Raw genomic sequence first — 12,860 nt, 5'->3', positions numbered from 1 at the left:
GAGCTTCGAATATGGCAAACAATGTGATCAATAAGCCCATTATCTCCTCCGATTCGCACATCATGGAGCCGCCTGATACCTACATCGCGCGAATCGATAGCAAGTATAAAGACACCGCCCCGCGCGTCGTGTGGCAGGAAAAAGGCGGCGACGTATATGTGATCGACGGCATGAAGCAGACCATCCCGATGGGCCTCGTTGCCGCGGCCGGTGTGCCCGCCGAGGGCCTGGCGACTTCGGCGCGATTCGCCAAGTTCGACGATCTTCATCGCGGCGGATGGGATCCCGAGGCGCGCATGGCCGACCAGGATCGCGATGGTGTCGATGCCGAAGTGATCTACCCCAGTGTCGGCATGGTGCTCTGCAATCATCCCGATGCCGACTACAAGAAGGCCTGCTTCGATGCGTACAACATCTGGATCGCCGAGTATTGCAGCCCGCATCCGGATCGGCTGCTCGGCCTCGGCCAGACCGCGATGCGCACGCCGGAGGAGGGCATCAACGACCTCGAAAAGATGAAGTCCATGGGTCTGCGCGGCGTGATGATGCCGGGCTTTCCGACCCTCGAGGATTACGACAGCAAAATCTACGACGAGTTCTTCGAGGCCGCGATTTCCCTCAAGATGCCGCTCAGCTTTCACATCCTGACCTCGCGCGAGGGCGTCGCGAATCCTCCGCGCGGACCAAAGGCCAACTCCTTCATGTCAATTATCCGGGGCAACCAGGACATCATGGGGATGTTCATACTCGGCGGCGTCTTTGAGCGTCATCCGAAACTCAAGATCGCCTGCGTCGAGGCGGACGCCGGATGGGTTCCGCATTTCATGTACCGGATGGACCACGCCTACGATCGGCATCGCTATTGGCTCGATATGGCGAAGCTCTCGAAGGTGCCGAGTGAGTATTTTCGCGAGAATATCTACACGACATTCCAGGACGACTGGGTAGCGTTCAAGAGCACCGACATGCTGAATCCGCATCGCCTCATGTGGGCGAACGACTTCCCGCACAGCGATTCGACGTGGCCTAATTCGCAGGAGCTGCTGCAAAAGCATTCGCAATCGCTCACGCAGGACGAAAAGAACTGGATCCTCCACGACAACGTCGCGGAGCTATACGGGATCGCGAACTAGGATTTCCGCGTGGAGAAATACTAGCGCGTTTGCGCCCGAACGAACGCGACCATTTTCTCTACCGTCTGCGACGTCGACGTCGACGATGCATCGCGCTCGTAACCCGCGCCCATAGGCTGGGCCGGGTTGCGCGGCGCGAACGCATCGGCGGCGCCCTCCGACAATTCCAGCTCCACCGTACCGCCGGCCTTGCGATAGAGCTCGACGAACCGGTCCAACTGTGCGCGAGGATGCACGATGTCGCGCGAGTCCTGGATGTAAAGCACGGGAGGTGTCTCGACGCGCTCGCCTCGCTCGAGGATCTGCACTGGACTCGCCTCGCTCATCGCATCTTCGGTCTTCCAGTACTTGTCATGGAGCGGCAGCACCATGTCGACGAAGGGCGGAGGATTGCCCTTTTCCTTGAGTCCCTTCGCGTAGCGATAACGTCCGATCGGATCGATCACGGGCGCGCCCATGATAACGCCACGTACGCTAGCGTCACCGGAAAGCGGAATTGAGGTATAGCGCAAATCGGCCGGGCGCATCCCGAGTAGCATCGCTTGATGACCTCCGCTCGAAATTCCAAACGTGCACACCATGTCAGGACGCGTTTGCAGCCCGGCGGCCTTCGACTTGAGCCAGCGGATGCCGTAGTTGATGTCGACAACCGATGCCGGATATGAAGCGACGGGAGGCACGCGAAAATCCAGTGCCGCGACGAGAATACCCCTTCGTGCGAGTTGCTCGTTGATGCGGTCATCGTTTTTCCGATCGCCGAGGCACCAGGCGCCGCCGTGCAGCTCAACGATCGCAGGAAACGGGCCCTGCGCGCGCGGCTTGAAGAGTCGCGCCTGCAGGCCAATATTTCCGTGACGGAGATATTCCACGTCTTCGATTTCGATCTCGTGTTCGAAAGCCTTGGGAGCTGCAGCAGCCATAATCGCCTACTCCTCCAAATTGTGTTGCTGGGTCGTCTGAGTCTTAGCACCATCGGATGAATTCCTGAAACCGTCAATCGGGACTTTTTTGCTTGCTCACCCGAGCGCGCCGGAGTTAGCTTCCGATCGGAGGTTTTGTTATGGCACCGCAGTTCCGTCGAATAGTCACTGGCCACGACGCCGAAGGTAAATCGATCGTAGTAGTCGATGGACCAGCAACGCAATTCGGTGCGTATTGGCAAACGGCCGGCGCGCCTGCCGACAACAAGAGTGCGGGCGATGCGGCGCAATCGGTCAATATGCTCGAGCCCGCGCCGTTGGGCAGTATCTTCCGCTATGCGGTCATTGCTCCCGAAGATCCGAAAGTCTCGCGCGAAGAACGCGAAGCTGCCACCGCGAAAATGTTCGCCCAGATGCGCGCGGAGCACTGCCGTCCCGACACCACGCGCGATCCCGGCATGCATAAAACAAAGACTGTTGACTATGTAATCCTGCTCTCGGGAGAGGTTACGCTGATGCTCGATCGCGGTGAGGTCAAGTTGAAGCCCTTCGACGTAGTCGTGCAGCGCGGCACCAACCATGCCTGGATAAACAAGGGCAAGGAACCCGCGATCATCGCGGCCGTTCTGATTGACGCAGAGAAACTATAGAACTGCGCGCGACGAGCGCACTACTAGGCTGTCGCGCCTCCGGAATGCGCCACCCGCGGCGGTTCGGCGCCCTCGTCGGATTCAAGGAGGTGTCGTATCCGGAGCGAGTAAATGAAGATAAAAAATGGCGCGCCCAAGAGCGCCAGGCCGGTTGCTACCAGCGGCTCAGACTCGAAGAGCCCTTCGACTTCCTTTGCGTTGAAAGGGTTTACGAGATGGCTCGTCGTGGAGGCCATGACGAGCAAAGCGACGCTGATCACGTAAGCAAAGAAAAATGACACGCGCGCGAGTCGCGGAACCCGCGTCGTATGCACATTGCTGGCGATCTCGCCGGAGGAGAGAATATCCCACGCGAGTGCTGCGAATACCACCAGTGCTTGCGGCACGGTAAGTCGTCCCGGGCTTCCACGCGCGGACAAAAATGCGAGCACTAGTAATCCATAAAGCAGGAAACAAATATTCAACTCGCACAGCAGCATACCGTAACCGACAAACCGCGGTATCCTCCGGACCAGAGCAAACAGCAACATGAGCAACGTGCCAACCGCCACTGAGTAGTAGACATCGACGAATGCTTCGCCGTGGCTCGAGTAGTCCAGGAACCACATCATGCCAATTGAGGCTCCGAGGCCGAAAAAAGCGAACCGATGCCGCGATCGTCCACCGACCGCGTAAAACAATACAACTGCGACCACGAAGACAAGAAAGGGAAAGATGAAGACCTTGGAATAGCTGAACATCTGCGCCGGGTCGTATGTAACTGGATTACTGATAAAGCGCCACATCAGTCCGGCTTGCAATGTGACAAAATAGAGCGCAACGACCACGAGCAGTGGCCGGTATCCAATGTGCGGCGGGATTTGCGTCAATCGTTTATGCGACCTCCGGAGCATCAGGTAGATCAACCCTATCCACATACCAATACCGAGACCGCTACCGATGGCCGCGGCCAGAATCGTGCCCGAGCCAGCTACGAAGCGAGTTGTCACCCAAACATTCATTGCGATCGAGAAAAGCGTTATCACCACGACCGGTACTCTCGAGTGACCCAGCTTCCTGATACCTCGGGTTGCGGCCTCCGATGCCAGCATTGCGATTTCGGCGATGTCAGTTGCCGCCATGAACAGACCGAACATCGCCGCAGTCGCCTGAAAACCGAGAATACTTATGGCTATGACATGATATCCCGCGGCTGCGTAGATTTCGATCGTTGCGATGGTCGTGAAGGCTACGGTAATCGCACCTTGAACTCTTTGGATCGTCGACCAGTGTCGTTTCGAGGCAAGCACGGCGAAAATACTCAGCAGCGCCGCGGGGACCAGAAGGCCCAGACACAACTCGATGCCGTTAAGGATCATCACCAGAACGAGAAGGGTCGCAAGCACCGATACGATCGTGGTCTTGGCGCGGCCGCGCACCAGCAATACCGCGAGCGCGATGAACGTAACAACTATAGTTTCGCCCGCGATCAGAAATAGTAGAGTTGCGATTGGAATATCGCCGGCCAGCGTATGGACCGCCCTGCCAAGATGGCCGCCAAACAGGTTGAGAACGATCGCAATGACGACGGTGGCTGAACCGCTCTGGAATGCGATTCGAACGTCGCGATCCATCGAGGAGTAGTTAACGATCTTGTGGCGGAACTCTTCCCAGAATCCGCTCTGCTCGCTCATCGCGGCTCTCCCTGGGCGGCAGACCGATGAGAGCTGGACGACACAGTGTTCAGCCCAGTCGGGCAACGGGACGAGCGCTCGGAGGCGCGCCGGGAATCCGAGCCAGCCAGCGGTTAAGATCGTTTATAAGAAAATCCAGTCGCCGCATCGATTGTAGTTCGGCCAGAATCGTGCGCCGTTGATCGAGTGTCCATTTCTCGACTCGCGCGTAGCTGCCGTCTTCGATCCACGAGCCAAAGCTCGCCAGCGGAATACGAAGATCTTCCGGGCGGTAGGCATTGGCGACCGCGTGGGCAATCGCGGGTTTAAAGCAGTGAGGGCTCTTGAAGTAATCGAGCCAGTTCTCCAGTTGCTTGACTATAGGAGCGAGAATAGCTCCGCGTTCGGATTCTATCGCGGGATCTATCGGAGGCAGTTGAACGGAGATTCTGCCGGTTGAAATAGACGCGAACCTGTTCGCGATCCGGCGCAATGCGCCAGTCGCCTCGACGATCGCGTTGTGATCAACCATGCTGCTGCGCCCTTCGAGTTGCGCGTCATCGGCGACCTGCAGAATCTCGGCCAGCAGGCGCATCGTATCGGAGTTCACTTCCGAGATCTGTTCGTCGTCGCCTGCCGCCGAACCGCCCGGCGCGAGCGCCAAGGTGTCTTCAATTACCCTGCGCAGCCTTGGCAACAGCGAATCGCCGGCGTACACCGGCCATAGTAACAGCGTCGCAATAGCCACTACGAAAGTTCCAAGGAGAATGCTCCAGATGCGCCAGAGCGGCGAATAAATCTCAATCGATGGGCTGAGCCCGGCGAATACCAGTGTGAAAGTTGTACCGATCTGCCTTCCCGCATATGACACGCGGCCGCTGGTGAGGGACGCATAGCCGGAGACAAAAAACACAACCAGCACGGTCATCATGTATGACGGCAGATTGTCGAAATTAGGCGACACTATAATGATCGCGACCAGCGACACAATTCCGCCGAGCAACGCGCCGACGATCCGCAAAATCATCTTGCGCATTGCGGCGCCGTAAGTGGGTAGTGCGGTTATAAGCACGGTAGTTAGTATCGTGGAAAGCTCCGGGCGCTGGGCCGTCAGACCGATTGCGTATCCAACCACCGCGCACAGTCCAACCTTTAACGAGTATCGAGCGAGGTCGGGATTCGGCGAAAGAGTGAATAGCGGAGCCAGTTCGGAAGTCGCCTTGGGCAGCGACTGCGGTGGCTCATCGAGCAAACGTTCCAGATGCGCGGTCAGAACCGCGAGCGAGTCGGTAAAGGCAGCGAAGTTCTCGATCTCGGCCGTGCCTGCGGTACGAATATATTCGTGGCGAACCTCGAGGACCCGCGCCGAGAGTTTGTCCATCGCAGCTCGCGCCTGGGCTCGCGCGGGAGGCATTCGATCGACGCCAACGGGCACGTCGACTCTGAGTTGCCGCGCAAAATCGTCCAAGGCTTCCGCGATTCCGCGTGCGGCCGCGATTAGCTCCGGCCGCACCATCTCGCGCACTGCGTGCGGCACCTGTTCGCGGGCGGAGAATACCAGGCGATCCACTTCGAGGTTGATTCGCGCCGTGCGCGAGATCGCCGCCAGCAGGATCGCATGCCGATACTGACTAGCGCCCTCGGCAGAAGCCTGATCGAGTAATGTCATATGCGCAGGCAGATCGGAGGTCGGCGGGGGAAGTTTAGGACGTGGCGTTCCGGAGCGACCCACGTAGTAATCGGCCGCCGCCAGGAAGCGCAAACGTGCCTGCGCAACGCTCCTGGAGAGAGATTCCAACAGAATCGCATCACCGGGATCCGGCCATAGCCAGTTGTCAAACAGTACAAGGATGCCGAAGGCGAGCGCGCTGCCGCCGAGCGCACCGGCCGAGCTCCATCCGATGTCACCGGGCGCGAAGACAACGTCGTAGAAATTGCCGAGACAAACGACCTCGATCAACAACAATCCGGGAGCGAACTTGCGAATCATTCCCACGTACGTACCGTATGAAACCAACGCGAAGAGCAGCGGCGCCATCAGCCATGGCGTGTCGGCAAAGGCGCGGGCCAGGACGACAGATACGGCGAGGGCGATACCCTCGGCGATGAGAAACTGAATCGCGCGGCGCGGCGACATCATCGGCCCCGCACCGACCAGCAGCCAAACTATGTATGCGCCAAACTCACTGTATACGTGACAGGCGGCGACGAGGCCGGTGCCAATGGTCGCAACTGTAGTGAACCTGAGCGCAGTGCGGAGTTTGCGCGGCGTCGGCGCAAGCTCGCTTGCCAGGAATGTTCCAAACTGATCGAACCAGTTCGCGAATTGAACTATTCGAAGGTCCTTTGCAACGCCCGCCACTTCTCACTCCGCCGCTCGCCAGCGCATCGCATTATGGTCTCAGTTCCCGAATGGTGAATAGTCCGGCCGGCTCGCCGACGCCCCGCAGAATATGGTAGCCAACGGGCGTCAGAGCTTCTTCGCAGCGCGCGGCGAACTCCCGGGAGATAAGGACGGGACAATCGAGTGTGCGGCACAGTTCCTGGATTCGGCTGGTAGTATTGACCGCGGGACCGATCGCGGTGAAGTCCAGACGGTCGGGAGCGCCGATATTGCCATACATCACGGCGCCAACATGAAGCGCAACTCCAAACGGCAACCGACGCAGGTCCGATCCTATCCGCGACTCATCGAGCCGAGCCATGCCTTGACGCGCAGCGCGAGTCGCCGCCAGCGCCGCGCGGCAGGCGGCTTTCGCGTCGGCGCCCGCGAGCGGAAAAATTGCGAGCAATCCATCTCCGATGAACTTCAATACTTCGCCGCCGAATGGCTGGATCGCGCCGACCAGGTGCGAGCAGCAATCATCCAACGCCGCGATCACTTGCTCGAGCACATGCGTTTCCGAGAATCGCGTGAAATCTCGCAAATCGGACAGCCAGATTACTGCATCGATCGTCTCACCGGTGCCGCGCCGGACGGTTCCGCTCAAAACCCTTTCAGCGCTTCGGCGACCAAGGTACGCGCGCAGAAGAGCGCGCGTGGTCTCACGTTCGACGACGGCTTGCAGAGGAGCCTTCATCGCGAGGCAGACGTCATCGAGGTATTCACGCTGTTTGGTGTCGAGTTCCGCGCCGTCCGCGATGCTCCACGAAACTGATTGGGCGTTTGTCGAGTCGCGGGCCACCTGCTCGGCAAGTTGTTCATCGAGGCCCGAGGTTCCATGGAACTGCAGCTCGGCGACGACGCGGCCATCGCTACGGCGCCATCGCAACCGGCTTGCGGCAACCATTGGATCAAGACTCGCGACCGACATGATCGCCGACGCGATCGGCAATCCTTCAGCTACCAGCCGATTGCATACTTCGCCCAACAATATCCCGGCAGCGGCGGATTGCGCACCCTCATCAAGGAGCCAGGTTATGGTTGGTGTGCGCGGAATCGCAGCAGAACTCATTCACGTGTGCGTCCCGGCGGACCGGGATCGGGACCCGGATCGCCACCGCCCGCCGCAACAACCAGACGCGCCAGATAATGCGTCCATCCGATGCCATGTCCGGGAACTTCAGATGCCGGGAGACCGTTATGACTGAAGCGCACAAGCGTGCTTCCATTCTGCGGCAGCAGATCGATCTCGATCCGCGAAGAACCGGGCGGCACCTGCTCGTCACTGATCCATCCCCAGGTGTAGGCAAGCCGCGTCACCGGCACGACTTCAGTATATTCACCGCGCGCGACTCGCCCTTTTAGAACCTCGATCATGAACAACCCGCCCACGCGCGCGTCGATCTGCGCCGACGTTCCTACCCATCGCGTCAGACGTTCAGGATCGGTAAAGAAAGCAAAGACGGTGGCAGGATCAGCCTCGACCTTGAACTCGCGCTTGACCGAATTCGGCTCTTCCACGTTCAAGCTCTTAGCACTCACGCAAGCCAGGGTCCAAGCCTGTCCTTTTACCGGCTGGAACGCGGCATCGCACGCCCGATCATCTGCCCGGCCTGAACGAGTTAACAACCGGGAGCATTGGCCGCAGTCTGCTGCTTGACGATGTTGCCCTGATCGTCGGTGGTCGTCGCCGTTCGCGATGAGCTGGAAGGCGCCTCCGATGAGCTAACTGTAGTTTGATATGGCGGAATAAATAATTACTCAGAAAGATCGGATAACCGACTACTCACTGCTCAGTCATCTGCACAGAATCAGTAGCCGGGAGTTGTAGTCGTGGTCTGCTGTTGGACGACGTTACCCCGATCGTCGGTCGTGGTCGTCGATCGCGTCGTGCTCGAGGGCGGCACCGATGAGCTGGGGACCACCGTCGTTCGATAGGGGGGTCCTGCGGTCGTATATCCCGGATTGTAAGCAGTCGTGGTGCGCTGCTGCACCGCGCCGTTTGAGTATTGAGTCGTCACCGTGGTCGAATCGGCGCTCGGCGGCACTGCGGTCACTCTGGTCGGAACGTCGACGACTTTCGCGTTCGGCGGCGGAACGTAGGCTTCGCTGGTATCGGCAGCCGGTGAGCATCCGAGAATTGATAGCGCGGCCACGCTCATGCAGCCAATCAACAGATTTCGAATCGTGCTGTTCATAGTCGTGTCCTGATCGATTTCGTCGCGAGAGTTTACTTGCCCGTTGATCAGGCAATAGACGTGCCGATGAATAAGGCGCGTCGATCTATACGGAAAATGCGCGAGATCCGGCGTAATACTGCTCGCGGCGCTTGAATTCATTCACATTGGCGACGATGCAATACCACGCGGCCTACCGGTCTGAATGAAAAAACTTCAGGCTGATCGGTAGTGCGTTGGCAGGCCGCTGACGAATCACTGAGTATTCGTTGTGCACAAACAATCAATCTCAGGTTCGGTCTTTGTTTGTTCTCTAGTAACTTCCTGCTCCTGGGTGATCTGATGTGTTCAGCCTCTCAACTTCGCATCGGATTTAGCATTCGTCTCTACTCGCTCGCTCTGATTGCGGTAATTTATTCCGGTTGCGCCCAGCTCTCCGTCACACCTCGGGCACCGAAACCGGCAAATCCGCGAAAACAAGCCGCAGCGATGGCGGCGGAGCCGGTCGCGCCCGTTGAAATCGCGGTCAATGACTTTATCTTCGACACCGGCGACGTCACTGAAAATGGAAGCCCACTCACGCGGGGAATCGATTTCTTTCGCAAGAGCAATCCCAACGAGCGCCGCGTTGGAATCGGCGACGACCTCGCAAAAAGGATCTCGGCGCAAACGGCGAAGCGGCTGGACAAGATGGGCCTCCCCGCCGAACGCATTCCGGCCGACAGCGATGCGCCTTTGATTGACAACACCCTCCTGATCACCGGCCGCATGACGAAAATCGACGAGGGCAACGGTTTCACCCGTGTGACCTTCGGCCTGGGCGCCGGTGAATCCGAGCTCGCAACGGAAGTGCATGTCTATCGAATCATGCAGGGAGAGCATGCCGAAGTGCTGGCTTTCACTACTTATTCCAACAGCGGAAAGATGCCGGGCGTCGCCTGGTCGATGGGATTCGGTGAATTCTTCCTCGGTCCGGTAACCCTCATTGCGGCGCTTGACGACGCGGCCTCGAGCGGTCAGAAATTCTACGCCTCGCAGATAGATTATCTCTCCGGCGAGACCGCAATTCAGATTGCCAACTATATATCTCAATACTCGGCGAACGAGGGCTGGATCGTTCCGAGTAAAGCGGGATCGGTAAAGTTGCGCACGGAATAGAACTTCCTGCGATTTACGCCGCTGCCACCTTTGCCTCGACCCTTGCGGAAAGCGCCGGGCGGGTGCTTAATCGATCCAACTCTACAAGGAAGGAACGACCTTCGATGAGCCAGGATCGCAACGCGAAGCCAAATAACAAACCGGTCGCGGTCGTAGTCGGCGCCACTTCGAAGTGGCAGTCGGACGGCCGCAATACGTTGCTCGCGCATGGCAAGACGATCGACGACCGCGAGATGCCGGTCGGCGCGCGATGGGGCGTCGGCGGCGCGATAGCACAGAAGTTCGCGCAGGAGGGCTTCTTCGTCGTGCTGACAACCCGCAAGCAGGCCAACGCCGCGCCGCTCGCCGAGGCGATTCGAAGCAAAAACGGCGAATGCATGATCGTCGAGCTCGATCTCGTATCGCAGGAGTCGATCTCCGCAGCGTTCACGAAAATCCGCGGCGAGGCCGGCGAGCCGGAGGTGCTTGTTTATAATGCCGGTTACCTCGAAGGACGCGACCTTCCTCCTGACAAGGAGTTACTCGAATATATCCCGGTTGAGATGTTCGACACGGCGCAGCATATATCGAGCCGTGGACCATTCCTCGTCGCCAAGGAGGTGCTGCCGTCGATGCGCCAGAAGGGCCACGGCTCTTTCCTGATCAGCAACAACGCGAACGCGCTGCGCGGGCGCAAGCGGATGACGGGGCAATCGCTCTACTATCCGCGCGTCATGATGCGCACTCTCGCCCAGGTCCTGACCGAAGAATATTCCGAGCACGGCGTGCACGTCGCCAACGTCATTATCGACGGCCTGATCGACTCGCCGGGAACGCGTGCATTGTCTATCGCTCAGAAGCGCCCCGAGATCGTGATGAACCCGGTGAAGATCGCGGAAGCATTCTTCTACCTGCACACCCAGGACAAGTCATGTTGGACGCATGATCTACAGCTGACGCCCTACCCGACCAAACCGAGCTTCTGATGTTACCGAGTAGCGACGAGTCGATTTGCTACCCGCGAATTGCTCCGTAAATCGCAACCGTCAGAACCGGGAGGCTGGATACTATACCAACCATCGTTGGCACGTACTTGAAAATCAGTCCGGTGAACACTGCCGCGAGAAAATAGGTTAGCAGGAAACCAATCTGGATCACGACGCGCTCTTCGACTACTTCCTTGCTCTCGCGGCTTGGAGCCTGGCCGCCGATCGCTACAAGACCGCTTACCAAGGTCGTCCATGTTCCAGTGATGTAGGTCGTGATGACTCCGGGCAGCTTCAGCGGCAGTAGCGCTCCGCTCTGGAGTCCGATCGCGAACGCTACGCACGCCAATAGTATGAACGAAGTCTCACGGCTTGGAGCGCCGTTCAGGTAAATCCAGGCCGCCTCCGCGAGAAGCAGCAGCAATGCCTCGAACAGCAACGTGAAGGAAACCGACCTCGACCAGGTCGCATCGGATTTGACATGGCGCGTGAATAACGAGCCGGCCGCGACTCCCGTGGCGTAGAATATCAACGCGATGAGCGGATGGGTTCGTTCGCTCTGCATGCCAAATATCCCGATACCCAGTAGAACCGTGTTGCCCGTCATGTTGGCCACGAATGCGTGACCGAGCCCGAGGATGGCCCATCCGTCGGCAGAGCCCGAGGTAATCGCAAGCAGAAAAAGGAGTTTGTCCCGTTCAGATTTCTTCACGTCGGCGTTCCATTAGAAGCATGCGAGCCTTTCTTGTTTCACGAACAAAAACATTGCGCGATTCCGGAGCGCTTCACCCTTTCATATTTGCCTTACTGCGAAACGCCGCTATAGTCCGGTCTCGAATCCACAGAGGGAATATTTATCGCAATGTCATCGCCGCTCGATACGTTCGATCACGTTGTCGTATTGATGCTCGAGAACCGCTCCTTCGGTAACCTGTTCGGCTACCTCTACCGGGAAGGCGTTCCGCCGGGGAAGAACTTCGAGGGTGTGATCGGTAAAACGCTGAGCAATCTCGGCCAGGACGGCATTTCAGTCCCGGTCTCAGCCGACGCTGACGTCCATCAGCCGTATCCCGATCCTGGCGAAGAGTACGAGCACGTGACGATGCAGCTCTTCGGGTCCGATGCCGCTTCCGGCACGCCTGGAATGAATGGTTTCGTGAGGGATTACTACACGAACCTGACCGATACCCAGGGCTGGACCGGCTCGGCGGCCACGCAAAGCGCGCAGATCATGCGCTGCTTCGCGCCGAGCACAATCCCCGTCTTCAGCAAGCTCGCGCAAGCGTTCGCTGTTTTCGATCATTGGTTCTGCGCGGTGCCGAGTCAGACCTGGTGCAACCGCACGTTCTGGAATGCTGCGACTTCATGGGGATGGGTCAACAATCCGAAAACCTCGTCGCCTGGCAATCCCTGGGGCCTCGATCGCTGGGCTCATTTCAGCGCCGGGCCAACTATCTTCATCAACTCGAAGAGAAGTTCGGCAACCGCAGTTGGTACATATACGAGGATCTCGAAGTGCCGTTCACAAAACTGCTTCACTGGGGCGCGTCAAAAGACAAAATCGGTGAAAACTACTTTCGATACCTGGGTAAAGGATTTCATTTTGGCAAGAATTTCTTCGACGATTGCGCCGCCGGTGAACTCCCCAAATACTCATTTCTCGAACCTCATTTCATAAATTTCTTCGATCATGCGGTCTGGCATGACGACATGCATCCATCCGCCTTCGGCTCACCGCTCTATTCCAACGGCGGACCCGGTAGCGTGCTCCTGGGAGACCGCCTGATATGGGAGGTCTACCAGGCAATTCGCAACTCGAAGA

Annotated in this window: 12 protein-coding genes; 5 read left to right on the top strand and 7 right to left on the bottom strand. The window is 58.3% G+C overall.

Annotated features, from left to right (window positions below; genetic code table 11):
- Positions 1–11 precede the first annotated feature (11 nt).
- A complete protein-coding gene (locus VMA09_12640) occupies positions 12–1,133 on the top strand; it encodes an amidohydrolase family protein (protein ID HUA34448.1) in 1,122 nt (373 codons plus the stop codon).
- 20 nt (positions 1,134–1,153) lie between these two features.
- Here the strand turns inward: VMA09_12640 and VMA09_12635 are convergent, their stop codons facing one another.
- Entirely contained in the window at positions 1,154–2,053 is a 900-nt protein-coding gene (locus VMA09_12635; GenBank protein HUA34447.1) for an alpha/beta hydrolase, read from the bottom strand.
- Between the two features lie 140 nt (positions 2,054–2,193).
- Here VMA09_12635 and VMA09_12630 point away from each other — a divergent pair, with 140 nt between their 5' ends.
- Positions 2,194–2,703, top strand: a complete 510-nt coding sequence (locus VMA09_12630) for a cupin domain-containing protein (protein HUA34446.1) — start codon at positions 2,194–2,196, stop codon at positions 2,701–2,703.
- 23 nt (positions 2,704–2,726) lie between these two features.
- Here the strand turns inward: VMA09_12630 and VMA09_12625 are convergent, their stop codons facing one another.
- The 5 genes from VMA09_12625 to VMA09_12605 form a co-directional block, all read right to left on the bottom strand.
- Complete coding sequence (locus VMA09_12625; GenBank protein HUA34445.1) at positions 2,727–4,376, bottom strand: hypothetical protein; 1,650 nt, start codon at positions 4,374–4,376, stop codon at positions 2,727–2,729.
- 49 nt (positions 4,377–4,425) lie between these two features.
- Positions 4,426–6,717 (bottom strand): FUSC family protein, encoded by a 2,292-nt coding sequence (locus tag VMA09_12620; GenBank protein ID HUA34444.1) that lies wholly within the window; start codon positions 6,715–6,717, stop codon positions 4,426–4,428.
- Positions 6,718–6,748: 31 nt separating this feature from the next.
- Positions 6,749–7,810, bottom strand: a complete 1,062-nt coding sequence (locus VMA09_12615) for an adenylate/guanylate cyclase domain-containing protein (protein ID HUA34443.1) — start codon at positions 7,808–7,810, stop codon at positions 6,749–6,751.
- Positions 7,807–8,259 (bottom strand): SRPBCC family protein, encoded by a 453-nt coding sequence (locus VMA09_12610; protein HUA34442.1) that lies wholly within the window; start codon positions 8,257–8,259, stop codon positions 7,807–7,809. The genes VMA09_12615 and VMA09_12610 overlap by 4 nt, the downstream gene beginning before the upstream one ends.
- Positions 8,260–8,549: 290 nt before the next feature.
- Entirely contained in the window at positions 8,550–8,936 is a 387-nt protein-coding gene (locus tag VMA09_12605; protein HUA34441.1) for a hypothetical protein, read from the bottom strand.
- A gap of 468 nt (positions 8,937–9,404) precedes the next feature.
- Here VMA09_12605 and VMA09_12600 point away from each other — a divergent pair, with 468 nt between their 5' ends.
- Entirely contained in the window at positions 9,405–10,073 is a 669-nt protein-coding gene (locus VMA09_12600; protein ID HUA34440.1) for a DUF4410 domain-containing protein, read from the top strand.
- A 104-nt stretch (positions 10,074–10,177) separates the two neighbouring features.
- Complete coding sequence (locus VMA09_12595; protein ID HUA34439.1) at positions 10,178–11,038, top strand: SDR family oxidoreductase; 861 nt, start codon at positions 10,178–10,180, stop codon at positions 11,036–11,038.
- A 28-nt stretch (positions 11,039–11,066) separates the two neighbouring features.
- Here VMA09_12595 and VMA09_12590 read toward each other — a convergent pair whose 3' ends face one another.
- A complete protein-coding gene (locus VMA09_12590; GenBank protein HUA34438.1) occupies positions 11,067–11,750 on the bottom strand; it encodes a YoaK family protein in 684 nt (227 codons plus the stop codon).
- 150 nt (positions 11,751–11,900) lie between these two features.
- On the opposite strand from VMA09_12590, the gene VMA09_12585 reads away from it, so the two are divergent.
- A complete protein-coding gene (locus VMA09_12585; GenBank protein HUA34437.1) occupies positions 11,901–12,716 on the top strand; it encodes an alkaline phosphatase family protein in 816 nt (271 codons plus the stop codon).
- Positions 12,717–12,860: the final 144 nt, after the last annotated feature.

The sequence above is a fragment of the Candidatus Binataceae bacterium genome, from assembly GCA_035508495.1.
Classification (GTDB): Bacteria; Desulfobacterota; Binatia; order Binatales; family Binataceae; genus JASHPB01.
Note: the sequence above shows the minus strand (reverse complement) of the source record. Positions and strands in the feature narration are given on the sequence as shown.